We start from the raw sequence: 24,781 nt of genomic DNA on the forward strand, positions 1-24,781 counted from the left end.
GATTAGGCCTTGTCTTTGTCGGACTCGGGCGTGATGTCCTTGGCCAGTTCCGAGGCATCCTGCTCGATCTCTTCCGAGCCTTCCTTGATGCCTTTCTTGAACGAGGTGATGCCCTTGCCCACTTCGCCCATGAGCGAGCTGATCTTGCCGCGTCCGAACAGGACCAGAACCACAACGGCGATAAGCAGGATGCCCGGAAGGCCGATATTGTTCAGCATGTCTATTCTCCTAGTCTGAGGCGCAGAGGCGCCACTCCCCTTGATCTGCGCCCGGTCTAGCGCAGCGGACCACAGAGGTGAAAGCGCTGGCAGGTGCAAATCCCACCGATTTGATCCGCCGGACGTCATTTTTTGCGCTGGCCTTGATCCAACTGACAGGTTTATGTCAGTTGTGGACTGCTAGCACCGGCGCAGTGTCAACACTTACAGGAGAACTGATCATGACCCATGTCGCCGAAATCGTCACGTTTCATCTGGCCGAGGGCGTTTCCCCCGAGGCTTTCGTCAAACTCAGCCAGGCCACCGAGGCATTCGTGAGCGCCCACCCCGGTTTTCTGCATCGTCAACTGAGCCAGGGCGAGGATGGCAGTTGGACCGACTACGTGGTCTGGCGGGATATGGACACGGCGCAGCGCGTGGCCAAGGCATTTGCCGATCAGGCGTTTGCGCCAGAGCTGATGGCGGCGATCGACCCCGAAACCGTGAAGATGCGGCACGAACATATCCATTGGGACATGGCCGCATGACGGCCCGATCCCGAACAGGCGCGGGCCATGCGCCGCACTGACCGCCTGTTCGACATCATCCAGATCCTGCGCGACGGCAAACTGCACCGCGCGCAGGACATTGCGGAGCGGCTCGAAGTGTCGGTCCGCACGATCTATCGCGACATGGACACGCTGGCGGCCTCTGGCATCCCGGTCGAGGGCGAGCGTGGCGTGGGTTACATGGTGCGCGAGGCGATCACCCTGCCGCCGCTGACCCTGACCGCCGAAGAGCTTGAGGCGCTGAATCTGGGCATGGCCATCGTGGCCGAGGCCGCCGATCCCGGCCTGCGGGCGGCAGCGGAGTCACTGGCTGACAAGGTGGATGCGGTACTGCCGACCGAGGTGATCTCGGAAGCGGATACGTGGAAATTCGCGGTCTATCCCTTTGCTGACGCAGCGCGCGGATTTGCCCATATGGCACCACTCAGGGCGGCGATCAAATCCCGCCAGAAACTTGATCTGCACTATCGCCGTATCGATGGCACGCTGACGCATCGCAAGATTCGCCCGCTGCATATGGAATATTGGGGCCGGGTCTGGACCCTGACCGCCTGGTGTGAGGCCCGCGATGATTTCCGGGTGTTCCGCGTCGATCTGATCGAAGACCTCACGCCCCTGCCCGAGCTTTTTGTGGATGAACCGGGCAAGCGCCTGTCGGACTACGTGCCGGATTGAGCGGGCGCGCTCAGATCCAGCCAACGGGATCGAGCCGAAACAGTTTCGACAATTGCTCATACACCTCCGGCACGTCGCTTTTCAGCGCCTGCGGCCTTTCGAAGAACACCTCGACCGAGACGGCAAAGAACTCCTCATGCCCTTCCGCGCCATAGGGATCGATCACCGTTTGGTGCCCGGTTTCCACGGCACGCAAATGGGCCTCATAAGCGGTCAGGAACACGCGTTCCCATTCGGCAAAGCTCTGCCCTTCGCTCAGGATAGGCACCCCGTTGGTGCGCCCCGACAGATCATCGATCTGATGGGCGAATTCGTGAAAGACGACATTATGCCCGTCGTGATCATTTAGGCCGCCCTGTCGGCTATGCGCCCAGGACAAGATCACCGGACCGCGATCCCAGCTTTCCCCGGTGCGCACGACCTCCTGTTCGGTCACGACATAGCCCGAATGCCGGCGCTGGCGCGATTTGAAGGCGTTCGGGTAGATCAGCACGGTTGTCAAGTTATCGTACCATAGCTCGCTATTCACAACGAGCAGGCAGGCCTGCGCCGCGATCGAGAGCCGCATATCCTCGGTCACGTCCAGACCGTCACAGCCAACGAAATCCACCTGATCCAGAAACAGGTTCACCTTGCCATCGAGCCCCGCGCGCAGCTCTGGCGGCATCCTGCGCACAATCGGCACCAGATCTTCGATGGTTTTGTGCTGCGCATCGGAAAGCGGCGTGTCCAGCAGCGCACGGCGCGTCTGTTTTTTCGACCAATAGCGATAGCCCAGCGCCGCCGCGATCAGCAACAGAATGGCAAAGAAGATCAGCATCGTAGGACCGTACCCTCAGATTGGATCAAAGCGGCAGCGGTCGCCCTTCGGCAATCGCCTCCATCGCGAAATAAGAGGTGACGCTGTCCAGTTCCACCTTTTCGATCAGCCGCTGATAGACCTTGTCATAGCTGGTCATGTCCTGCGTCACCACCTTGAGCTGATAGTCATAGTCACCTCCGATCCGATGAAAATCGACCACTTCGGGGATGGTCAGCACATGACGTCGAAAGGCCTGCAACCACTCCGCCGAATGATGCCGGGTGCGCAGCATCACAAATACCACCAGCGTCAGCCCCAGCTTTTCCCGCGCGACGCGGGCGCGTGACCCTTGCAGGACCCCCGCCTCGGTCAAAGCCTTCAGGCGTCGCCAGCAGGCGTTCTGAGACAACCCCACCCTCTCCGCCAGATCGCGCTGCGACAGGCTGGCGTCCAACTGCATCTCGCGCAGCAGCTTGAGGTCAATATGATCTACTTGATGGCTCATTTTAGATCATTTGACACATAATTTGGGATTATTCCACAAAGAATGGTGAAGATGTTTGCCTTTGCGAGGGTCATATTGATCCTAAAGAAGGAGCCACGCCCATGCCATTCACCCAGTTTCGCAACAGTATAGAAGCCGCCACGCACGCTGGAACCCTTTGCGACGGGCTGATCGGCGAAGGTGTGATGGTCCCCGGTCTCTTTGGGGATGTCCCGCTGGTTTATGCCGATTACGTGGCCTCCGGGCGCGCCATGCGTCAGGTCGAGGAGTTCATCGCCACGCAGGTGCTGCCCTACTACGCCAACAGTCATACCGAGGCGTCTTATTGCGGTGCCTACATGACCCGGCTGCGCAGCGCGGCACGGGCCGAGATCGCGCGTGCGGTGAATGCGGGCAAGGACGATGCTGTGATCTTCACCGGATCAGGGGCGACTGCGGGTCTGAACCGCTTGGTCAGCCTGATGGGCGTGGAAGAAGCGGATCGTCCGGTCGTGTTCATCGGACCATACGAGCATCACTCCAACATCCTGCCCTGGCGCGAGAGCAAGGCCGAAGTTGTCGAGATCCCCGAGGCGCCGGGCGGCGGGATCGATCTGGCCGCGCTGGAGGCCGCGCTGCGCGCGCATGGCGACGCCGACCTGATGATCGGCAGCTTCTCGGCAGCCTCGAACGTGACCGGCATTCTCACCGACCCCGACCCGGTCAGCCGCCTGCTGCGCCGCCATGGCGCGCGGGTGGTTTGGGACTATGCCGGGGGCGGCCCCTATCTGCCCATCGATATGCGCGCCGGAAGCGATGCGCAAAAGGATGCGGTGGTGATTTCACCACATAAGTTCCCCGGTGGACCGGGCGCGTCCGGCGTGCTGGTGGTCAACAAGGCCGCGGTGCAGCGGAGCTGTCCGAGCTGGCCCGGCGGCGGTACGGTGTCGTTTGTCTCACCCTGGCGGCATGATTACAGCGGTGATCTGGCCGCCCGCGAAGAGGCCGGAACGCCCAATGTGATCGGCGATATCCGCGCCGCGCTGGCCTTTATCATCAAGGATGCGGTGGGCAGCGACATGATCGCGGAACGCGAGGCACGCTATAACCAGATGGCGCTGGAGGGCTGGCGCGACAATCCGAACCTGACCCTGCTGGGCACCGATGCCGGGCATCGCCTGCCGATCTTTTCCTTCCTCGTGCGCGACGATACGGGGCAGCCGGTGCATCAGCAGCTCTTCACCCGGATGCTGAGCGATGTCTACGGCATCCAGGCCCGTGGCGGCTGCGCCTGTGCCGGGCCTTATGCGCATCGCCTGCTGGGGATCGATCACGCGGCCTCTCAGGCCCTGCATGACGAGCTTGCGGCGGGACATGAGCTGAGCAAGCCGGGCTGGGTGCGGCTGAACTTCTCCTACCTGATGGGCGAAGAGACGGTGCAATTCATCATCGATGCGGTCAACGACCTGTCGCACCGGACCGCAGAGCTTGCGCCGCATTACCAAGTTGACGCAACGACAGCCCGATTCAAGGCCGCCTGAACGCTGATAATGTGAACCAGCTCACAGTCATCGCCTCCGCTCTTTGCCAGATTATGCCCATATTTTATTCTGCATTTGGAGCTGAGGCATGGCCTTGAAAATTTCCGCCCCTGTTGGTGACAAGACCCGAATTACCAAACCCGATCCGAAGAAGAAGAACGCCAAATTCAAACCGGTACAGAACAAACCCGGTGACGTTGAACTGGTCCGCCTGATGCTGAAGGCGAACGGGTATGCGATTGCGGTCAACGGCAAATGCGATGCCGGGCTGATCAAGACGATCCGCGATTTCCAGAAGAAAAAGCTGGGCTTCAAAAAGCCTGACGGCATCGTCGATCCCGGCATGCGCACCTGGAATGCGGGCCTGCCGAAACTGGCCGCGCAGGTCTCGGCGGACGCCAAGGTCGAGGTGTATGAGGTCTATGAAGGCGGCAAGAAAAAGCTGGTCACCAAGAAGGAATACGAGGCCGGCGTCAAAGCGCTGCAGAAAGAGGTGCTGTCCAAGGCCAACAAGATGTATTCCGAGGCCGAGGTCTGGGTCGATATCTGCAACGACATCGAAAAGACACGGCAGGCGCAGGACGGGCTGATGAATGCGCTGGTGGAATTTGCCGTCAGCACCGTCAACGACACGACCGACCCGCCCTGGACCGACATTCTGAATGCCCGTTCCGAGGCCTCGTTCCTGAAGACATTGGCGGGCAAATCATCGCCGGATTGGAACAAGGTCTACAAGCAGGATCAGAAGGCGACGAAGGCCTATAACAAGGCGGTCAAATCCTACAAGAAGTTCATTCAAGCCCGTATCAGCACTGCGGGGTCGATGTTGAGCGGTCTGGAAGTGGTGCGCGACACCTCCTTTGCCACGGTCGAGGCCTATATGACCGCCCGTCTGGTGGTCACCAAAGGCATGACCCCGGCCAAGGCCAATGCCGTGGCCGCCGCCAGCACCGAGGCGCTGAAATCAGGGGCCGGACAGTTTGGCGAATATCTCGCGGGCAACAAGGTGACCTGGGACGGGGCGGCCAAGAAAGTGTTCATCGACAGTTTCATCGCCGGTCTCGCGGGTGCCGCGGGCGGCAAGCTGGGGGATGCGCTGTCCAAGGGGCTGGCGGCCAAGCTGGCGGCGGCGGTGCTGCCGAAGCTCACCGGCAATATCTCGAAAAAAGCGGCGGAGGCGTTTTTCAAACGCTTCCTCACTTCCAAGGCGGGTGAGGCATTGGTCACCAACGCATTGAAGGAAACCATCGGCCTGATGAAGCCCATGATCGAAAAGGGCCGCGCCCCGAACCTCAAGGAGGTGAAGGAAGCGGTCGCCAAAACGCTGACGGCGGGCATCATGTCCCATGCCTCGGCCAAGGCGCTGGAAGGGTTCACCAAGAAGCTGCCCGGCGCGGGTGAGGCGTTTCTGCGCAAGACCATGGCACCCAAGGTCATGGAATCCATGCGCGGTGATCTGGTCAAGCTCTATGGCGCCGATACTTTTGATACGCTGGCCAGCAAACATGCGGGCGAAATCTATGTGAAAGTGGCCGAAAGCCTGACCGGCAAGGCGATCGAAAAGGCGGCGGTCGATGCGGTGAACGCCTCGGACGGATCGCAGAATGCAGGCCAGATGCAGAAGCTTGCCAATGACGCGATGCGCAAAGATGCCGAGCTGCGCAAGAAGATGCAAAACATGATCAAGGCCGAGTTCGCGCGCAAGGCAAAGGTGATGAAGAAAGCCGCCTGATCTTGCCGCTTTCCTCTGCGGTGTGAGGCCGCTATTAGGGGTCCATCAAGGAGCCTGACATGAACAAACTCACACCGCAGCCCGGAATTATGGACATCACCCTCTATCAGGGTGGGGCTGCGCATGTGAAGGGCGTCAGCAATGTCATCAAGCTCAGCTCCAACGAAAACCCCTATGGGCCAAGCCCCAAGGCGATGGAGGCGGTCCGCGACAGTGCCGCGCTGCTGCACCGCTACCCCTCGACCAATCACGCGCCGCTGCGCGCCGCCATTGGCGAGGTGCACGGGCTGAACCCCGACCAGATCATCTGCGGCGTCGGCTCGGACGAGGTGCTGCAATTTGTGGTCCATGCCTATGCCGGACCCGGCGACGATGTAATCTACACGCGCCACGGATTTTCCATGTACCCGATCCTGGCCCGCATGGTCGGGGCCACCCCGGTGCAGGTGGATGAGAGCGAGCGCAAGGTCGATGTGGATGCGATCCTGGCCACCTGTTCGGAGCGCACCAAGGTGGTGTTCCTCGCCAACCCCGCCAATCCAACCTCGACCATGTTGGCCGAAGGCGAGATTGCGCGGCTGGCCGATGGCTTGCCGCCACAGGCGATCCTGGTGCTGGACGGGGCCTATGCGGAATTTGTCGAGGGTTTCGATGGCGGCGCGGCGCTGGTGGCTGCGCGCGATAACGTGATCATGACCCGCACCTTCTCCAAGATCTACGGTCTGGGCGGCATGCGGGTCGGCTGGGGCTATGCCCCGCAGGACATCATCAATGTGCTGAACCGCATCCGCCAGCCCTTCAACCTGTCCTCCACCGCGTTGGTTGCGGCAGAGGCGGCGGTGCGCGACCGTGATTATGTTGAGCATTGCCGTGCTGAAAATACGCGCCTGCGCGCCTGGCTTGCCGGGGAACTGGCCGAGGCGGGCGTGCCGTCGGACACATCCTGCACCAATTTCATTCTGGCGCGGTTTGCCGATCAGACCGAGGCAGAGGCCTGCGACGCCTATCTGCAGTCCCAGGGCCTGATCGTGCGCAAAGTGGCGGGCTATGGCCTGCCCAACGCGTTGCGCATCACGGTGGGTGACGAAGATGGCTGTCGCCGGATCGCCGAGGCCGTGCGCGGCTTTAAGGCGGGGCAGGCATGAGCCAGATATATGACCGCGTGGCCCTGATCGGTCTGGGCCTGATCGCGTCTTCGATGTTCTGGGCGATCAAGCGGGCCGGCCTTGCTGGTGAGGTCACCGGCTATGCCCGCTCCGAGGCCACCCGCGACACGGCTCGCCGCATCGGGCTGTGTGACCGGGTCTGCGACAGCGCCGCCGAGGCCGCGGAAGGCGCCGATCTGGTGGTGCTCTGCGTGCCGGTGGGCGCGATGGGCGCGGTTGCTGCCGAGATCGAACCGGCGCTGAAACCCGGCGCGACCGTGTCGGATGTCGGCTCCGTCAAGCGCAGCGTGGTCGAGGCGGTGTCGCCGCATATCCCCGAGGGCGTGCATTTTGTTCCCGCCCACCCGCTGGCGGGGACCGAGCATTCTGGGCCCGAATCCGGCTTTGCCGAGCTGTTCGACAACCGCTGGTGCCTGCTGGTCCCGGTCGAGGGCAGCGATCCCGAGGCGATCGCCAAACTGCGCGCGTTTTGGGAGGGGCTGGGCTCCAACGTCGAAGAGATGGAGGTCGAGCGTCACGATCTGGTGCTGGCGGTGACCAGCCACGCACCACACCTGATCGCATATACGATGGTGGGCGTGGCCGACGATCTGCGCCGGGTCACCGATAGCGAGGTCATCAAGTATTCTGCCGCGGGCTTTCGGGACTTCACCCGGATCGCGGCCAGTGACCCGACCATGTGGCGCGATGTGTTCCTGACCAACAAGGAAGCGACGCTGGAGATTCTCGGCCGTTTCACCGAAGAGCTTTTTGCGCTGCAACGGGCCATCCGCACCGGCGATGGCGACATGTTATTTGACTATTTTACCCATACCCGTGCTATCAGACGCGGCATTATCGAGGCGGGGCAGGATACCGATGCCCCCGATTTCGGGCGAGGGAAGGCCAAGACATGACAAGGTGGAGATGGTGTCTGGCGGCAATGGCCGCATCACTGATCGGCAGCGACATGGCGCAGGCGCTCAGTCCCGACACCTCTCCCCGCCCGCAGATGCGCCCCGTCGAAACCGTTGAGGTGACCCGCGCGGCCTTTGTGGCCACAACTACGCGCATCCGCCCGGTCGCGCGCCCGCCCTCTGAGCAGGCGCTGCAGGCGACCGCGCGCATCCTGGAGTCGATCACACCCGGACCTGCTATCTCGCTGCGTCCCTCAGAGAGACCGAAGGGGCTGGAACAAAAGGTCTTTTTCAAGAAACGCAAGCTGCGCAAGACCTCAGTCTGCGGTGATGTCGACATTCAGGGCGAGAAAATCGGCAATGTTCCCGGCAAGCTGCGCGGCTGCGGCGCGAAGAACGCCGTGCGGGTGAAATCGGTTGGCGGTGTCTTGCTGAGCCGCCCCTCGGTGATGACCTGCGAGACAGCGGAGGCGCTGAACAGATGGGTGCAGCGCGGGGTCAAGCCAGCCTTCCAGCCGATGGGGCGCGTGGCCCGGTTGGAAGTTGCGGCGCATTACTCCTGCCGGACCCGCAATAATAAACGCGGTGGGAAAATCTCTGAGCACGGAAAAGGCAAGGCGATCGATATCTCAGGTTTCACGCTGGATACCGGCCGCACCATCACCATCTTGGGCGGCTGGCGGTCTGGCCAGTCCCGCAAGGCGTTGCTTCGCGCCTGGCGCTCGGCCTGCGGCCCGTTTAGCACTGTGCTGGGCCCCAATGCCGACCGCTACCATCAGGATCATTTCCACATGGATACCGCCAGCTACCGGGGCGGCAATTACTGCCGTTAGGCGCGGGTCCGGCCACGGCTACCAGGGCGCCAAATCACTTCAGATAGGGTCCAGGATCAACGCTCTCGAACCCTTCGCGCACTTCGAAATGCACATAGGCGTCATTGCCGCCGCGCAACTGAGCAACCTTCTGACCACGTTTGACACTGTCGCCCTTCTGGACCTCGATATCGGTCACATTGGCATAGACCGTCAGCAGGTTGTTCTTGTGGCGCACCACGATAATCGGCACTTCGTCGGCATCAGCGGTGATTGCGGCCACCGTGCCAGCCTCGGCCGCCAGAACGGCGGTGCCGGGGGCGGCGGCGATATCGATCCCCTCGTTCTTGCCCTTGGAATAGGTCCGGATGATCTTACCGGTCACCGGATAGCCCAGCCGCGCGGAACTGCTGGTGGCTTGCTCTTGCAGCGACACATCCGGCGTTTCGGGTGCCTTGGCCGAGATCTTCTCATCCGGCAGCGCGGTGGTTGAACTGGGCGGTGTCGGGGTCGGACTGCCTTGCCCCGGCCCGCTCACCGCCGTGGTGGTGGTAGCAACGGCGACCGGGATCGGCGCGGGCTGGTCCTTAACCGGGATCAGCAGGAACTGCCCCTCGCGGATCGCGAAATCGGTACCGAGCCCGTTCCATTCGGCCAGTGACTTGACCGGCACCTGATAGAGCCGCGAGATGGTATAGGCGGTCTCGCCGCGTTTGACCTTGTGGCGGATCGGTTCCGGACCGGTCGGTTTGGCCGGTGCTGCGGCGGGGGCGGCAGGCGTGGCCGGGGCCAGCGTCGTGGTCTGTACCGGCGTGGTGTCGGGTGCCTGATCGATGGCGGACCCGGCGAGCGTGGCGATATCCACATTACCGGTGCCCGGCGCGGGTTCGGCCACCCGACGCGGCAGCGACACGACCTCGCCATCGCGCAGCCCATCATTGGCGTTGAGCCCATTGAACCGCGCCACTTCGCTGGGCGTCAGCCCGACGCGGTTCGCCAGTGAGGTGACAGTGTCACCGCGTCGCGCCACCGCAACCTGATAATTCGGGTAAGAGATCACGCCCCGGCTATCGGGGCTTGGCCGGGCCTGCGTGTTGACGTTCTGGGCCGCTTCGGTGGTGTTGAATGCTCCGACCTGGCCGCGCAGATCATAATCCAGCGGTCCTTCGCAAGCCGCGAGGAGCCCCGTTGCCGCGATGGCCAGCGGCCAGCGCATCCGGGAACCGACAAAGGGTACTGCCATAGCTCAATCCTCAAAATCCGCGCCCCCTGTTGACCGGAGGCTTGATGTGCCGGGTCTGCCCTACCCGGTTCAGCCGTCTTTTCCCAGCCCTTCCAGCAAGGGCACGAAGCGCACCGGGCGCAATTCGTCATAATCATAGCCCGTTTCCGTCCGGCGCACCCGGATCAGGGTCTGAACCGCATCGGACTGGCCGACCGGTACCACCATGATACCCCCGATCTTGAGTTGCGCCAAGAGCGGGCCGGGCGGATCTTCGGCGGCTGCGGTCACAATGATGCGGTCAAAAGGGGCCTGTTCAGGCAAACCGTGCGATCCGTCGCCGACCATGGCGGTGATGTTGACCAGATCGAGCTCGTGAAACAGCTGCATGGCCTCGCGCACCAGCCGCGCGTGTCGCTCGATCGTATAGACCCGCCGCGTCAGCCGGGCCAGAACGGCGGCCTGATAGCCCGAGCCGGTCCCCACCTCCAGCACCTTGTCGCGCGGTGTCAGCTCCAGCGCCTGGGTCATGATCCCCACGACCGTGGGCTGGCTGATCGTCTGCCCGCAGGCGATCGGCAGCGGCATGTCCTCATAGGCGCGCCCCGTGAACAGCCCGCGCACGAAGGGGCCGCGATCAATCTCTTCCATCGCGGCCAGTACTTTGGCATCGGTCACCCCGCGCGAGCGCAGGTGATAGAGGAACTGCATCTTGGTTTCGGCGTCGGGTCCGCTCATTCGATCGCTTTCAGCGCCTGTATCTGGTCATGGGCCGTCAGATCGGCGCGCATCGGCGTGACCGAGATATAGCCATCCAGATTGACCGCCACATCGGTATCCGGCGCGCTGCGCTCGCGCTGATCGCCGCCCTGTATCCACAAAAACCGGCGGCCCGTGGGCGAATTCTGTGGCATGACTGAGAACCGCGCATGCGGGCGATAGCCTTGAGGAACAACGCGAATACCGGCCAGATCACCAGCAGGGATCGGCGGAAAGTTAACGTTGTAGAACAGGCGGTAATCGCCGTCCTCGGGCGGGCTGTTGTCGAGGATCGACCGAACCACTCCCGCGCCATGCACACGCGACACCTCGAAAGGGTCCTCAAGGTCGCGATTTTCAGGGCCATAAAACTGCGACAGCGCGATGGCGGGCAAGCCCTGCAGCGCTGCTTCCATAGCGGCGCCGATGGTGCCGGAATAGAGCGTGTTTTCACCGGCATTGTTGCCCCGGTTCACACCGGAGAGCACCAGGTCAGGTGCCGCATCCTTCATCACGTCATGCACGGCCACCATCACGCAATCCGCCGGGCTGCCCTCGGCGGCATAGCGGCGATCCTCCAGCTTGATGACCATCATCGGGCGGGTGTAGCTGATGCAGTGTCCCACGCCCGATTGCTCGAAGGCAGGGGCCACGACCCAAACCTCGCCATCGGGGCCAGCGATCTCGGCAGCGATCTCTTCCAGCACCGTGAGACCCGGCGCGTTGATGCCGTCATCATTTGTCAGAAGAATGCGCATATTGTCCCTGCCCTGTCTGAGCTCTGCCCTTGTTCAGCCTTGATAGACCTCGCCCGGATGCGCGGCAAGCTGCCGATGCGGTTCAGCCGACCTCGTTCAGCCGCGCGACGTAGCGTGCCAGCGTGTCGATCTCAAGATTGATGTGATCGCCAGTGGCAACCTCACCCCAGGTTGTGACCTCTTTGGTATGCGGGATGAAGTTGATGCCGAACTCGGCGCCCTGCACATCATTCACCGTCAGCGAGGTGCCGTTGAGCGCAACCGAGCCCTTGGGCGCAATGAACCGGGCCAGATCGTCCGGCGCGCGGAAGGTGACACGCGTGCTGTCGCCCTCATCCTCGACCGCGATCACCTCGGCCACGCCATCCACATGGCCCGACACGATATGCCCGCCCAACTCGTCACCCACCTTGAGCGCGCGTTCCAGATTGACACGCTTGCCGATCTGCCAGGTGCCAAGGTTGGTCTTTGACACGGTTTCAGCGCTGATCTGCACGTCATACCAGTCCTCACCCAGCGCGATCACCGTCAGGCAGACACCGTCGCTGGCGATTGAGGCACCGATATCGATGCCCGCCGTATCATACCCGGTCCGGATACGCGCCCGCAGGTCTCCCTGCTGATCCAGTTCGATGACCGTGCCCACATCCGTGACGATACCCGTGAACATTTTCGAAACCTCTGCGTGTTTGCCTTATTGCTGACCTAACGACGCACCACGCAACGGGCAAGCCCCCGCTTGCCTGCAAGTGCGGTTCTGGTCATAGTTTCGACCAAAAGACAGAGCAGTATCGCGCAGATGATCCAAGAGGCCCAAAAACCGGACGATGCCACGCCGCCGAAAGCACGGCGCGTGTTCCTGTTCCTGCAAGGTCCGCATGGGCCGTTCTTCCACAGCCTGGCCCGGATGCTGCACGCCACCGGTGCCGAAACCTGGCGCGTGGGCTTCAACGCGGGCGACCAGGCCTTCTGGCGTCACGCGGCGCGCTTTATTCCCTATCGCGGAACCCTTGCGGACTGGCCCGATGCGCTGAGCGCGCTTCTGGATCAGCACGGGGTGACCGATATCGTGCTTTATGGCGATGCCCGACCGATCCACGCAAACGCGATCCGGATCGCCCATGCGCGCGGGGCGAAAGTGCATGTGTTCGAAGAAGGCTATCTGCGCCCCTATTGGGTGACCTATGAGCGCGACGGCTCGAACGGTCATTCGCGGCTCATGGACATGAGCGTGGCGCAGATGCAGGACGATCTGGATCACTCGGATCACGATTCTCCGCCGCCCCCCGCCCATTGGGGCGACATGCGTGAACACATCTTTTATGGCGCGCTGTATCACTGGTTCGTCATGTTCCGGAACCGCCGCTACCGGAACTTCCAGCCCCATCGCGAGTTTCCGGTGACGGCCGAGTTCAAGCTCTACCTGAAACGGTTGTTGCTGATGCCGGTTCACGCGATCGAGCGCCGCATCGCCACGTTACGCGTGCGCAGCGGCGGGTTTCCCTATCACCTTGCTCTGTTGCAACTTGAGCAGGACAGCTCGTTTCAGAACCACTCGCCCTTTGCCCGCATGAGTGAGTTTCTCGGCGCCCTGTTCAAAGGATTCGCCGAAGGCGCACCGGGCCATCATCATCTGGTGATCAAGGCGCATCCGCTCGAAAATGACCGCGTCCCGCTGCGTCAGGAGGTCCGGCGGCTGGCCCGCGAACACGGGATCGGCGCGCGCGTGCATTATGTGCGCGGCGGCAAGCTGGCACAACTGCTGGATCACGCGCGCAGTGCGGTCACGGTCAATTCCACCTCGGGGCAGCAGGTGCTGTGGCGCGGCATTCCCCTGAAAATCTTCGGCACGGCGGTCTATGCAAAGCCCGAATTCGTCTCGGATCAGCCGCTGGCTGCGTTCTTCGAAACCCCCGCGCGCCCCGACAAAGACGCCTATCGCTGCTATCGGCGATATCTGCTGGAAACCAGCCAGGTGCCCGGCGGGTATTACGCCCGCAAGGGGCGTCAGCAATTGCTGCGACAGGTGGTTGACATGATGCTGGCACCCGGCGATCCCTATGAAATGCTGAAAGCGGGAAACGCGGCTCCACAGCAACAGTTACGTCTGGTGAACTGACTGTCGCACCCGCGGCCTCTGGAAATTGACGCTCGATTTCGGTAGCTTGCCCCGAAACCCGAGGCAGGCCTACAAAAAGGGTCGAGGAGACCGACAGTGAATTCCATTTCCAATCGCTGGGCGAAACCCATTGCGTTGCTGGCTGTTCTGGGTCTGGTGACGTCTTGTTCGCTGCCCCGTTCCGGACCAAGCAAAAACCAGATTTTTGCGGGTTCGGTGCAAAATGAAGGCGATTCTTTTGTCGTGGCGGTCAACGACCGCGTGACGCGTGCAACCGCCGTGGTGCCTGCGCTTGGGTTTTCCGACAGCTTCAAATCAGCCTCGCAGCTCACCTCTGACACGATTCGCCCCGGTGACGTTCTGGGCCTGACCATCTGGGAAAACGTCGATGATGGGTTGCTTTCAGGTGAGGTCAGCAACTCGACCCCTCTGGAAGAGGTGCAGGTTGACAGCGACGGGTTTATCTTCGTGCCTTATGCCGGACGGGTGCGCGCCTCGGGCAGTACCCCCAATCAGCTGCGCCAGGAGATCACCGCAAAACTGGAAGAACAGACACCGGACCCGCAGGTCGAGGTGCGACGCCTGGCAGGTGATGGCGCAACCGTCTCGGTCACCGGCTCGGTCGGGGCACAGGGTGTCTTTCCCATCGAGCGCCCGACGCGCACCCTGTCTGCCATGCTGGCACAGGCGGGTGGCATCGTTATCGAGCCTGAAATTGCCCAGGTAACCGTCATTCGCGGGCGCCAGAAAGGCAAGATCTGGTATCAGGATCTGTTTCAGCATCCCGAGTTGGACGTGGCGCTGCGCGGCGGCGATCGCATTCTGGTCGAAGAAGACGACCGTACATTCACAGCTCTCGGCGCGACCCAGAGCCAGGCGCGTGTCCCGTTCGAGACACAGGATCTGTCAGCGCTGGAGGCGATCGCACAGATTGGCGGACTTATCTCTTCCGCTTCGGACCCGACGGGCGTTTTTGTCCTGCGCAACGAGCCGGCCGAAATTGCGGGTCAGGTTCTGGGCCGCAACGACCTTCAAGGCGCGCAGCGGATGGTCTATGTGCTGAACCTGACCGAACCCAACGGGCTGTTCCTGGCGCGGGATTTCGTGATCCGGGACGAGGATACGCTTTATGTGACCGAAGCGCCTTATGCGCAATGGACCAAGGCGATCTCGCTCATCGCGGGTGGCCTGACACCCTTTGCCAACGTCAAGACGCTGACGAACTGATCTGTGACCTCAGAATTTGAACAGGCAGCTGGTGGTGATCGCCACCGATTGTTTGTCTATAACGGCGGCTTCCTGACCCAACGCCGGGTGCGCCGCATTCTCTCGCTGGCCGGTTATGACATCCGCGTCGGACTGTCGGGTGCGGATGATCTGGTGGGCATCTGGGGCGACAGCCCAACCGCCCATCGCGGCAAGGCCATCGCGGCGCGCCGTGGCGTCCCACTCTTGCGGGTCGAGGACAGCTTTCTGCGCTCGCTGCATCCGGGCCGCGCTGGTGAGTCGCCCATCGGCCTCAATCTCGATCGCGCGGGCGTGCATTTCGATGCCACCATCCCTTCCGATCTGGAGGCTCTGCTGACCACGCATCCGTTGGATGACACGGCGCTGCTAAACCGCGCGCGTGACGCAATAGCCCGGATGCGCGCCCAGCATCTGAGCAAATATTGCGCCGTCGATCCGTCGCTGCCCCCACCCGAGCCCGGCTATGTGCTGGTGGTGGATCAGACGCGCGACGATGCGTCGGTCCGGGCCAGCGGCGGCAATGACGCGCTGTTCCGCGAGATGCTGGTCTTTGCACAGGAGGAACATCCCGGCGCCCGGGTGATCATCAAGACTCATCCCGAAACCACGGCAGGCTATCGGGGCGGCTATTATTCAGAGGCGGACGAAAATCACCGCGTCAGCCTACTGGATCAGCCCATCAGCCCGTGGTCACTGCTGGAGGGGGCGGTGGGTGTCTATACGCTGTCCTCGCAACTTGGGTTCGAGGCCATTCTGGCGGGGCACAAGCCGCGCATCTTCGGCGCTCCTTTTTATGCGGGCTGGGGTCTGACGCAGGATGAAAACCCGGTTCCCCGGCGCGAACGCAAGCTGACCAAGGCGCAGCTTTTTGCGGCGGCGATGATCCTCTATCCGGTCTGGTACGACCCTTGCCGCGACCGGCTCTGCGATCTGGAATGCGCACTGGATATGATGGAGGCGCAGGCACGGGCCTGGCGACAGGATCATCACGGCTGGATCGCTTCGGGCATGCGGCTGTGGAAACGCCCGGCGATCCGGCGGTTTTTTGGCAGCCACGGCAAGGTCAGTTTTACCGAAACCCGCCCGCCGGACGACACCCACCCACGCATGATCTGGGCCTCGAAAGCCGATGCGGATAACGATGCCACCCTGGTCGAGGATGGCTTCCTGCGCTCGCGCGGTCTGGGCGCGGAGCTGGTGCCGCCCCTCTCCCTGGTGACCGACACCAGCGGCATCTATTACGACCCCAAGCGCCCTTCTGATCTGGAAGAGATGATCGCGCGGCGTGAACACCTGAGCGATGGTGAACGCAGACGCGCAGAGCGGCTGGTGGCGCGGCTGACCGCAAATGGTGTGACCAAATACAATCTGGCGGGTGACCAGCCGGACCTGCCAGCGGGGTATCGCATTCTGGTACCGGGACAGGTCGAGGACGATGCCTCAATCCTGCAGGGGACCGAGCTGGTGCGGACCAATCTGGACCTGCTGCAAGCCGCGCGCGCCGCCCATCCTGACGCGGTCTTGATCTACAAACCGCACCCGGATGTCGAGGCAGGTCTGCGTGCGGGTAAGCTCGACGCCACAGGCCTAGCCGATCTGGTGGCCGAGCAGAGTGACCCGGCGGCCCTGTTGGCGCAGATAGACGAGCTCTGGACCATGACCTCACTCATGGGGTTCGAAGCGCTCTTGCGCGGCGTCAAAGTGACAACGTTAGGCGCGCCGTTTTATGCCGGCTGGGGCCTGACCGAGGATCTGGGGCCAGTTCCAGCGCGGCGCGGCGCGCGGCCCGACCTGATGGGGCTGGTCCATGCGGTGCTGATCGATTACCCGCGCTATCGCGATCCGGTGACCGCCCTGCCCTGCCCGGTCGAGGTGGCCATCGACCGACTGGCCAGCGGCGACATCCCGCATCCAGGTCTGGCCAACCGGCTGTTGTCAAAGCTGCAAGGCGTATTTGCAACCTATGCGCCCTATTGGCGCTGAGCAGTCACTTCAACGCGCGCGTCCATCGGTGCAGGATATCCGCGCCGATCTGGTGGGTTTCAGACAGGGTGAAGCGCGGCGCATCCTCCAGCCGGTCCAGCCCCATCGCGCCAATCGCTGGCAGCCCCTCCGCTCCGATGGCAAGCCCGGCGCCAAAGCCCACGAACTCGTCAACCAAATCATCAGCCAACAGCGACGCCGCAAGCGCGGAACCGCCCTCGCAGAACACCCGTGTCAGCCCTGCGGCCCCAAGCTGCTGCAACAGGTCACCCGCATCCAATTGGGTGCCATGCACCGCGCAGGGGATCAGCTTTGCGCCCAATCCTTCCCACGCTTGCATGCGTTCATGGTCCGCCCCCGGCCCATGGCAGAGCCAGACCGGATGCTCGGCGGCACTGCGGGCCAGCTGGCTCATCAAGGGCAGGTCCAGATGGCGCGAGACGACAACCCGTACAGGCTGTTGCGCAACGCCCAGATCGCGCACGGTCAGCGGGGGATCATCGGCACGCGCGGTTCCCGCCCCGACCATCACGGCGTCATGGCGTGCCCGCATCGCATGCACGGCGCGGCGCGCCTGCGGGCCGGTGATCCATTTGCTCTGCCCCGTGGCGGTGGCAATCCGGCCATCAAAACTGCTCGCCAGTTTCAACGTCACCAACGGTCGCCCCTGTTCGGTGCGCAGGAAAAACCCCGCATGATCGCGCATCGCCTGCTGATCCAGAACGCCGGTATCCACCGTGATCCCCGCCGCGCGCAGCATCGCAAAGCCCTGCCCCGCAACGCGCGCATCGCTATCTTCAACCGCGGCAACGACCCGCGCGACGCCCGCGTCGATCAACGCCTGCGCACAAGGGGGCGTCCTGCCCTGATGGGCACAGGGTTCCAGCGAGACATAGGCCGTGGCACCGCGTGCGGCCTCCCCAGCCTGCGCCAGCGCCTCGGTCTCGGCATGGGGTCGTCCGCCGGGCTGAGTCCAGCCGCGCCCAACGACGCGCCCTTCGCGCACAACCACGCATCCGACCGCAGGGTTGGGCCATGTCATACCCTGACCGCGTCGGCCCAGGGACAGGGCCAACGCCATATATCTTTCGTCTGGTGACGTCATTCTTCGCTGGGCGGGTTTGGCGGACGCAATTCGTGGACGAACTCCTCGAAATCATCCGCCGCCTGGAAGTTCTTGTAGACACTGGCGAAGCGCACATAGGCCACGGTGTCGATCCGGGCCAGCGCCTCCATCACGATCTCGCCGATGCGATTGGAGGGAATATCCGTTTCACCCATGCTTTCCAGCCGCCGCACGATGCCAGAGATCATCTGGTCGATGCGATCTGGCTCAATCGGGCGTTTCTGCATCGATATGCGGATCGAGCGTTCCAGCTTGTCGCGGTCGAAATCCTCGCGTTTGCCGTTGGATTTGATGACCACCAGATCGCGCAATTGCACCCGCTCATAAGTGGTGAACCGGCCGCCGCAGGCCGGGCAGAACCGCCGCCGCCGGATCGAAACGTGATCCTCCGCCGGTCTGGAATCCTTGACCTGAGTGTCGATATTTCCGCAAAACGGGCAGCGCATTCGCCGTCTCCCTCGTTGTCTTGACTTGTATTTCCGCCTCGAATTGTGAGCGCTTCGGCCCACTTATCCACAACTATAGGCTACCCTCTGCATTTTGGGTAGCCGGAAAAATGCACCGCTAGATTATGGTGTTGTATCAGGCGAAATGGAGCACGATCCGGCGTTGATGCGGCGCGTCGCGATGCTCAAACAGATAGACGCCCTGCCACGTGCCCAGCATCGGAACACCACGCGAGACCGGGATTTGCAGACTGACTGGCAAGAGCGCCGCCTTGATATGGGCGGGCATATCGTCGGGCCCCTCATAGGTGTGGCGCAGATACGACATCGACGGATGATCCGAGGGCGGCACCAGCCGTTGAAAGAAGGCTTTCAGATCGGTCCTCACCTCGGGATCGGCATTTTCCTGAATGAGCAACGAACAGGAGGTATGCCGCACAAACAACGTGACCAATCCGTCGCCTTTGGTGGAAACGGTCGAGCGGAGGCCATCGGTGAATTCATATAGACCCTGCCCGCAGGTCGCGATTTCAAGCTCCACAATCATATCGCCTCACGCAAAACCTACGCATAACCGTCCTGGCAGGTTCCATCGCTGATGGGCATGTCAGAAACGTCCTGCCCTGATAGGAAGAGCTGTCTCGCATCGGGTACGCCCTTGCGAAATCGTCATGCTGTCACCGACGTTGATGCCCCACCGAAAGAACTGCTCAGTAGGTGTTACTCCAATTGCCGCCGGATCAAGCGTGAAACGTACCGCTGAAGACCGTTCAGTCGTAAGGCTTGGGCCGATTGGACTCGCCACATAAATTCTGTCCGACCACCCCGCCCCCAGTTTGCGCCGCGCATATTCCGAAGCGCCGCACCAGTAGCCATCGAATGTACCACTTGGCCCGAGGATCACCTCAAACTCCTGTGCATTCACGGGATTTACACGGGGTCCATAGGGTGAAACGAATGCATATCTATTCGAGGTTCCTTCCCCTGGAGGCAAATCACAAGCAGCCAAGGCCATGGCGGCAATCAAAATTTTCAGCTTCATCCCGACTAACCCTCGGTTGTACGACACACGTGATTAACCTAGCCGGGAATGAGGAGCTAGCACAGTTATGTCTGGACGAAAGTTCGCCAAGACACGGCAGGTGTCTTATTTCCGCCGCGCCCTCCTGACTTACCTCTCGTTGAACGGAATCCTGTTGCATCTGGTGTTTGCTTTTTGAACAGTCACATTCGCACCGGGATTGAAACCTGAGCCAAACCCTGACGACTTCGACCTGACATTTGCGGCACCTGGATCAAGCGTGAACTGCACTGACGTCGGGCTTCCAGTTGTTTGACTTCTCGCATAGCCACGCACCACGTAGAGATTTTGCTTCCAATCCGCCCCAAGCCTGCGCACAGCGTATTCAGAAGCAGCGCACCAGAAGTTATCCGTTCTGGACGTCCCTCGCGGGCTGGTTTCGAAAATCGCAGAGTTGACCTGGTTCACAGCGACTTTGTTGAACACGAAGTCGGGGCTCTGACCCGAAGCTGACACGCTTTGCGCGGCAAGTGCGAAAGTTGCGATAGCGAGTGCCTGTCTCATCTATAAGCTCCTGACTGGTTAATTGATCGGCCCTACAAAGGTAAAACTCTGATCATGATGGAACAGAGCGCATAACAACCTTGTCAGAGCGTCTCCGGCACTCAACAAAAGAACCCACTGGAAAGCCAGTGGGTTCAAAGCACTACGCGATGTGATTGCGTCTTACTGATCCAGGAACGACCGCAGCTTGCGCGAGCGGCTGGGATGTTTGAGCTTGCGCAGCGCTTTGGCTTCGATCTGCCGGATACGCTCGCGGGTCACGCTGAACTGCTGGCCGACCTCTTCCAAAGTGTGGTCGGTGTTCATGCCGATGCCGAAGCGCATGCGCAGAACCCGCTCCTCGCGCGGGGTGAGCGAGGCCAGAACCCGGGTCGTGGTTTCCTTGAGGTTTTCCTGAATGGCGCTGTCCAGTGGCAGCACGGCATTCTTGTCCTCGATGAAATCGCCCAGCTGGCTGTCTTCCTCATCACCAATCGGTGTTTCCAGAGAGATCGGCTCCTTGGCGATCTTCATCACCTTGCGGACTTTTTCCAGCGGCATCTGCAGCTTTTCGGCCAGTTCTTCTGGCGTCGGCTCGCGACCGATTTCGTGCAGCATCTGACGACCGGTCCGGACCAGTTTGTTGATCGTTTCGATCATATGCACCGGAATACGAATAGTCCGCGCTTGGTCTGCAATCGACCGCGTGATCGCCTGACGAATCCACCAGGTCGCATAGGTCGAGAATTTGTAGCCGCGGCGGTACTCGAACTTGTCCACCGCCTTCATCAGGCCGATATTGCCTTCCTGGATGAGATCAAGGAATTGCAACCCGCGGTTGGTATATTTTTTGGCGATCGAGATCACCAGACGCAGGTTCGCCTCGACCATTTCCTTCTTGGCCTGACGCGCCTCTTTCTCGCCCTTCTGGACTTGCTGGACGATGCGGCGGAATTCGCTGATGTCGAGGCCCACATACTGGCCGACCTGCGCCATGTCGGCGCGCAGTTCCTCGACCTTGTCAGTGGAGCGTTCGATGAACATCTGCCAGCCCCGGCCCGGCTTTTCAGCCATTTCGGTCAGCCAGTTCGGATCAAGCTCGCGCCCGCGATAGGTGTCGATGAATTCGCGGCGGTTGATGCGGGCCTGGTCGGCCAGCTTCACCATTGCGCTGTCCAGCGACATCACCCGGCGGTTGATGCCATAAAGCTGGTCGATCAGCGCCTCGATCCGGTTGTTATGCAGGTGCAGCCCATTCACCAGTTCCACGATCTCGGACCGCAGCGCCTGATAGGTGTCCTCGTCCTGGTTGCTGAAAGAGCCATCCTCGTTCAGCGTGGCCGAAATCCGGTTGTCCTGCATCTCGCTGAGCTGCGCGTAGTCCGACGAGATCCGTTCCAGCGTGGTCAGCACCTGATCTTTCAGGGCCGCTTCCATCGCCGCCAGCGACATATTGGCCTGATCGTCCTCGTCCTCGTCATCGTCCTGTGCGATGGGATTGCCATCGGCATCCAGTTCCGGCCCCTTGTCGGTATTGGCGGGTTTCGCCGCATCCACAGGCGCGGCTGCCGGGGCAACAACAGGTGCGTCGCCTTCATCGTCCTCGCCCATCTGGTTGCCGAACGTGGTCTCAAGGTCGATCACATCGCGCAGCAGAATGTCCTCGGACAGAAGTTCGTCATGCCAGATGGTGATCGCCTGGAAGGTCAGCGGGCTTTCGCAGAGCCCTGCGATCATCGTGTTGCGCCCGGCCTCGATCCGCTTGGCGATGGCGATCTCGCCCTCGCGGCTGAGCAGTTCGACAGACCCCATCTCGCGCAGATACATGCGCACAGGATCGTCGGTGCGATCCAGCTTTTCGGTTGCGGCGCTGGCCAGCGTGATTTCACGCGCGCCTTCGGTGGTGACCAGATCGGTCGAGCCCTTCTGCTCTTCCTCTTCGGCCTCTTCATCTTCGATGATATTGATGCCCATTTCAGAGAGCATCGACATCACATCCTCGATCTGTTCAGAGCTGACCTGATCGGGCGGCAGCACCTGGTTGAGCTGATCGTAGGTGATGTATCCCTTTTCACGGGCCTCGGCGATCATCTTCTTGATCGCGGCCTGGCTCATATCCAGCGATGTTTCGGGTTCCTGTTCGTCGGGCTTGCGGTCGTCGTTGGTGTCTTTGGCGGCCATTCAATGCTCCTGCAGGGCTGGGTGATTCGGCTGAAACGAATCATTAGCGCGAAGATCTGATTCGGCCACCCGTTTACCCTGTTTTTTTCCCATGTTCCTTAGCAAAACGCCCCTATCGGCGTTTTCGTTCAAAGTTGATTCCCGAGACAATTGCATCCAGCGCGTCCCGTTCGTCCCGCTTGATTCGCGCGCCATTGTCGGCCACGTCAAAGATCGCCTTGTCCTCGTTCTGCGAGCGACTGGCGCGATTATGCTCTTCGGCGGCCTGCGCCACCCGCCAGGTCACCGCCTCATCTTCGAGCTCGGCAATCTCTTCGCGTGCTTCGGCCATCTCGGCGGTCAGCCCGCGCAGCGCGGTGAGTTTTGCGAGTTCTTCGGCCAGGGTCATCTCGGCCAGTTCGACATCGCCGGGTCGGCGCACGCAGGGGCTGATGGCCACATGGCGAAACCTGTGCAGATTTTCAAGGGCCTCGGGGCCAAGCGCCTCGTGAATTCTGTCCGATAGGTGTTCTGGTGCATCAATCGCGTGGCGCAGGACCTGATCGCGTAGCGCCGCAGTGTCGGGATCGCGGCACTCCATCTCTTCGATCTGCGCCTCAAATTGGACCACGACTTCGGGCGTTGCGATGGCGGCGGCCAGAATGACAGCCTCGCGCATCTGGATCTGGCTGTGCTCGCCTTGCGAGGCCAGCAGCGAGGCGCGGGTCTGTGGCAGCGGTGTCGGTTTCGGCGGCTGCCATTTGCCACGCGGTTGCCAGGTCCCCTGTTTCGGCTTGCGCTGCGGGCGGAACAATTCCCAGCGCAGATCCTTGATCTCCTGCCCATAATGCGACCGGATCGACGGGTCACGGATCAGCTTGATCTTTTCGCGCAACGCCTTGTCCAGCGCCGCCTTGCGCTCGGGGCTGTCGAACACCTTGTCGTCGGTCTCGCGCTGCCAGAGCAGGCGCACCATCGGCATCGCCTGATCCAGCACATTTTGCACCGCTGCAGGCCCTTCGCCCCGAATCAGATCATCGGGGTCCTTGCCTTCGGGCATCAGCGCAAAGCGCAGCGATTTGCCAGCCTCCAGCAGTGGCAGGGCCAGATCGATGACGCGCATCGCCGCGCGCAGACCGGCAGTGTCACCATCCAGCGCAATGATCGGCTCGTTCGCGATCCGCCAGAGCAATTGCAGCTGATGTTCGGTGACCGCCGTCCCCAGCGGCGCGACCGAAGCACCAAAACCGCCCTCGGCCAGCGCGATCACATCCATATAGCCCTCGGCCACGATCAGCGGCTGACCCTTGCCCGCTGCGGTGCGGGCGGGGCCGTGATTGTAGAGGCTGCGGCCCTTGTCGAACAGCTCGGTCTCGGGCGAGTTCAGGTATTTGGCATTGTCATTGGGATCCATGGCGCGACCGCCAAACGCGATACAGCGCCCGCGCACATCGCGGATCGGGAACATGATGCGGTTGCGGAAGGTGTCATAAGGCTTGCCGCCCTTGGTCGAGGGTTTGGCGAGCCCCGCGCCCATGATCCGCTCTTCCTCAACGCCCTTGCCCCGCAGGTGATCCCAGAGCCCCTGCCAGCCATCCGGGGCAAAGCCGATCTCCCACCGTTCAGCCGCCGCCCCGTCCAGACCGCGTTTCACCAGATAGTCCCGCGCCGCCGTCCCTGCAGCGGTCTTCAGTTGCAGGCGGAAAAACTGCACAGCCTGCTCCATCACCTCGGCCAATTGCGTGCGGCGATCCTGCTTTTCCTGCGCGCGCGGGTCGCGTTCGGGCATCGGCATACCCGCCTCGCGCGCCAGAATCTCGACCGCCTCAATAAAAGAGACATTCTCGGTCTCTTTTACAAAGCTGATCGCGTCGCCCTTGGCGTGGCAGCCAAAGCAGTAATAAAACCCCTTGCGATCATCCACATGGAATGACGCGGTTTTCTCATGGTGGAACGGGCATGGTGCCCACATGTCGCCCTTGCCCTGATTGGATTTGCGCGGGTCCCATGTGACCTTGCGCCCCACCACCTGTGACAGGCTGGAGCGGCTGCGCAATTCATCCAGAAAGCCGGGCGGCAGCGACATATCAGTTGTTCAGCTCTTTCTGCATCTTCTGGATCTTATCCCAGTTCTCCAGACATTGGGCCTGCAATTGCGCCCCCAGATCGGTCTTGCGCAGATCGCGCATCTTCTGCTCATAGACCCATGGCACGAATTGCGGGATCGCGGCGTTGTACTGCGCGGGCCATGTTGGATTGCTCGCCGCAATCGTCGAGATCACATCGGCCTGTTTCACCCGGTCCAGCCGCGCCTGCTGAATGGCCTGGATGACCTGCGCCTGATAACCGCAGCTTTCCTCCTTGGTTTCCTTGGCCAGAACGGGCGTCGCCAGCAAAGAGGCAGCAAGCACATAGCGGATCATCGGGTCCTCCGGAATCAGTTGAGACGCCGCAAGACTACCCGCCTGCCGCCAGCGCTGCCATCGCCGTTTTGGGGTCATGCGCATTTGTGGCGACCCTGG

The 24,781-nt window shown here is 61.8% G+C and carries 25 protein-coding genes; 10 read left to right on the plus strand and 15 right to left on the minus strand.

What is annotated here, in order from left to right; genetic code table 11:
- Window positions 1–2 precede the first annotated feature (2 nt).
- The gene (locus Q5Y75_RS05205) at window positions 3–218 is read right to left on the minus strand and encodes a twin-arginine translocase TatA/TatE family subunit (RefSeq protein ID WP_306194988.1); all 216 of its coding nucleotides are present in this window, start codon (window positions 216–218) and stop codon (window positions 3–5) included.
- Window positions 219–436: 218 nt separating this feature from the next.
- Here Q5Y75_RS05205 and Q5Y75_RS05210 point away from each other — a divergent pair, with 218 nt between their 5' ends.
- The gene (locus Q5Y75_RS05210) at window positions 437–745 is read left to right on the plus strand and encodes a hypothetical protein (RefSeq protein WP_371933231.1); all 309 of its coding nucleotides are present in this window, start codon (window positions 437–439) and stop codon (window positions 743–745) included.
- Between the two features lie 27 nt (window positions 746–772).
- On the plus strand, window positions 773–1,441 hold the full coding sequence (locus Q5Y75_RS05215) for a helix-turn-helix transcriptional regulator (RefSeq protein WP_306194991.1): 669 nt from the start codon (window positions 773–775) through the stop codon (window positions 1,439–1,441).
- Window positions 1,442–1,451: 10 nt separating this feature from the next.
- Here Q5Y75_RS05215 and Q5Y75_RS05220 read toward each other — a convergent pair whose 3' ends face one another.
- On the minus strand, window positions 1,452–2,261 hold the full coding sequence (locus Q5Y75_RS05220; protein WP_306194993.1) for a M90 family metallopeptidase: 810 nt from the start codon (window positions 2,259–2,261) through the stop codon (window positions 1,452–1,454).
- Window positions 2,262–2,286: 25 nt separating this feature from the next.
- Window positions 2,287–2,748 carry an Lrp/AsnC family transcriptional regulator gene (locus Q5Y75_RS05225; RefSeq protein ID WP_306194995.1) on the minus strand — a complete coding sequence of 154 codons (462 nt, stop codon included), beginning with the start codon at window positions 2,746–2,748 and terminating at the stop codon, window positions 2,287–2,289.
- A gap of 101 nt (window positions 2,749–2,849) precedes the next feature.
- On the opposite strand from Q5Y75_RS05225, the gene Q5Y75_RS05230 reads away from it, so the two are divergent.
- From Q5Y75_RS05230 to Q5Y75_RS05250, 5 genes are all read left to right on the plus strand, one after another.
- Window positions 2,850–4,268, plus strand: a complete 1,419-nt coding sequence (locus tag Q5Y75_RS05230) for an aminotransferase class V-fold PLP-dependent enzyme (RefSeq protein ID WP_306194997.1) — start codon at window positions 2,850–2,852, stop codon at window positions 4,266–4,268.
- Window positions 4,269–4,356: 88 nt separating this feature from the next.
- A complete protein-coding gene (locus tag Q5Y75_RS05235) occupies window positions 4,357–6,000 on the plus strand; it encodes a peptidoglycan-binding domain-containing protein (protein WP_306194999.1) in 1,644 nt (547 codons plus the stop codon).
- A 59-nt stretch (window positions 6,001–6,059) separates the two neighbouring features.
- On the plus strand, window positions 6,060–7,145 hold the full coding sequence (gene hisC / locus Q5Y75_RS05240; RefSeq protein WP_306195001.1) for a histidinol-phosphate transaminase: 1,086 nt from the start codon (window positions 6,060–6,062) through the stop codon (window positions 7,143–7,145).
- Complete coding sequence (locus tag Q5Y75_RS05245) at window positions 7,142–8,062, plus strand: prephenate/arogenate dehydrogenase family protein (RefSeq protein ID WP_306195003.1); 921 nt, start codon at window positions 7,142–7,144, stop codon at window positions 8,060–8,062. The genes hisC and Q5Y75_RS05245 overlap by 4 nt, the downstream gene beginning before the upstream one ends.
- Window positions 8,059–8,895, plus strand: coding sequence for an extensin-like domain-containing protein (locus Q5Y75_RS05250; protein ID WP_306195005.1), 837 nt, complete (start codon window positions 8,059–8,061; stop codon window positions 8,893–8,895). The genes Q5Y75_RS05245 and Q5Y75_RS05250 overlap by 4 nt, the downstream gene beginning before the upstream one ends.
- 34 nt (window positions 8,896–8,929) lie before the next feature.
- Here the strand turns inward: Q5Y75_RS05250 and Q5Y75_RS05255 are convergent, their stop codons facing one another.
- The 4 genes from Q5Y75_RS05255 to Q5Y75_RS05270 all read right to left on the minus strand — a co-directional run bounded on the left by Q5Y75_RS05255 (window position 8,930) and on the right by Q5Y75_RS05270 (window position 12,283).
- Window positions 8,930–10,117 (minus strand): LysM peptidoglycan-binding domain-containing protein, encoded by a 1,188-nt coding sequence (locus Q5Y75_RS05255; RefSeq protein WP_306195007.1) that lies wholly within the window; start codon window positions 10,115–10,117, stop codon window positions 8,930–8,932.
- A gap of 69 nt (window positions 10,118–10,186) precedes the next feature.
- The gene (locus Q5Y75_RS05260; protein ID WP_306195009.1) at window positions 10,187–10,834 is read right to left on the minus strand and encodes a protein-L-isoaspartate(D-aspartate) O-methyltransferase; all 648 of its coding nucleotides are present in this window, start codon (window positions 10,832–10,834) and stop codon (window positions 10,187–10,189) included.
- The gene (surE, locus tag Q5Y75_RS05265; RefSeq protein WP_306195011.1) at window positions 10,831–11,613 is read right to left on the minus strand and encodes a 5'/3'-nucleotidase SurE; all 783 of its coding nucleotides are present in this window, start codon (window positions 11,611–11,613) and stop codon (window positions 10,831–10,833) included. The genes Q5Y75_RS05260 and surE overlap by 4 nt, the downstream gene beginning before the upstream one ends.
- Window positions 11,614–11,695: 82 nt before the next feature.
- Complete coding sequence (locus tag Q5Y75_RS05270) at window positions 11,696–12,283, minus strand: riboflavin synthase (protein WP_306195014.1); 588 nt, start codon at window positions 12,281–12,283, stop codon at window positions 11,696–11,698.
- A 129-nt stretch (window positions 12,284–12,412) separates the two neighbouring features.
- Here Q5Y75_RS05270 and Q5Y75_RS05275 point away from each other — a divergent pair, with 129 nt between their 5' ends.
- From Q5Y75_RS05275 to Q5Y75_RS05285, 3 genes are all read left to right on the plus strand, one after another.
- Entirely contained in the window at window positions 12,413–13,732 is a 1,320-nt protein-coding gene (locus tag Q5Y75_RS05275) for a capsule polysaccharide biogenesis protein (protein WP_306195016.1), read from the plus strand.
- 105 nt (window positions 13,733–13,837) lie between these two features.
- The gene (locus Q5Y75_RS05280) at window positions 13,838–14,959 is read left to right on the plus strand and encodes a polysaccharide biosynthesis/export family protein (RefSeq protein ID WP_371933232.1); all 1,122 of its coding nucleotides are present in this window, start codon (window positions 13,838–13,840) and stop codon (window positions 14,957–14,959) included.
- Between the two features lie 3 nt (window positions 14,960–14,962).
- Window positions 14,963–16,963 carry a capsule polysaccharide biogenesis protein gene (locus Q5Y75_RS05285; RefSeq protein ID WP_306195021.1) on the plus strand — a complete coding sequence of 667 codons (2,001 nt, stop codon included), beginning with the start codon at window positions 14,963–14,965 and terminating at the stop codon, window positions 16,961–16,963.
- A 4-nt stretch (window positions 16,964–16,967) separates the two neighbouring features.
- Here the strand turns inward: Q5Y75_RS05285 and ribD are convergent, their stop codons facing one another.
- The 8 genes from ribD to Q5Y75_RS05325 all read right to left on the minus strand — a co-directional run bounded on the left by ribD (window position 16,968) and on the right by Q5Y75_RS05325 (window position 24,682).
- Window positions 16,968–18,068: a bifunctional diaminohydroxyphosphoribosylaminopyrimidine deaminase/5-amino-6-(5-phosphoribosylamino)uracil reductase RibD gene (gene ribD, locus Q5Y75_RS05290; RefSeq protein WP_306195023.1), complete on the minus strand. Its 1,101-nt coding sequence runs from the start codon at window positions 18,066–18,068 to the stop codon at window positions 16,968–16,970.
- Window positions 18,065–18,535: a transcriptional regulator NrdR gene (nrdR, locus tag Q5Y75_RS05295; protein ID WP_306195025.1), complete on the minus strand. Its 471-nt coding sequence runs from the start codon at window positions 18,533–18,535 to the stop codon at window positions 18,065–18,067. Before nrdR ends, ribD begins: the two co-directional genes overlap by 4 nt.
- Before the next feature lie 136 nt (window positions 18,536–18,671).
- Entirely contained in the window at window positions 18,672–19,082 is a 411-nt protein-coding gene (locus Q5Y75_RS05300; RefSeq protein ID WP_306195028.1) for a secondary thiamine-phosphate synthase enzyme YjbQ, read from the minus strand.
- A gap of 60 nt (window positions 19,083–19,142) precedes the next feature.
- Complete coding sequence (locus Q5Y75_RS05305) at window positions 19,143–19,577, minus strand: hypothetical protein (RefSeq protein WP_306195030.1); 435 nt, start codon at window positions 19,575–19,577, stop codon at window positions 19,143–19,145.
- A gap of 129 nt (window positions 19,578–19,706) precedes the next feature.
- A complete protein-coding gene (locus tag Q5Y75_RS05310) occupies window positions 19,707–20,120 on the minus strand; it encodes a hypothetical protein (RefSeq protein WP_306195031.1) in 414 nt (137 codons plus the stop codon).
- A gap of 162 nt (window positions 20,121–20,282) precedes the next feature.
- Window positions 20,283–22,280: an RNA polymerase sigma factor RpoD gene (gene rpoD, locus Q5Y75_RS05315; RefSeq protein WP_306195032.1), complete on the minus strand. Its 1,998-nt coding sequence runs from the start codon at window positions 22,278–22,280 to the stop codon at window positions 20,283–20,285.
- Window positions 22,281–22,392: 112 nt separating this feature from the next.
- The gene (dnaG, locus tag Q5Y75_RS05320; protein WP_306195033.1) at window positions 22,393–24,345 is read right to left on the minus strand and encodes a DNA primase; all 1,953 of its coding nucleotides are present in this window, start codon (window positions 24,343–24,345) and stop codon (window positions 22,393–22,395) included.
- 1 nt (window position 24,346) lies between these two features.
- Complete coding sequence (locus Q5Y75_RS05325) at window positions 24,347–24,682, minus strand: hypothetical protein (RefSeq protein WP_306195035.1); 336 nt, start codon at window positions 24,680–24,682, stop codon at window positions 24,347–24,349.
- Between the last annotated feature and the right edge of the window lie 99 nt (window positions 24,683–24,781).

Origin of the sequence: Ruegeria discodermiae (assembly GCF_030758345.1) — a bacterium.
Lineage (GTDB): Bacteria > Pseudomonadota > Alphaproteobacteria > Rhodobacterales > Rhodobacteraceae > Ruegeria_C.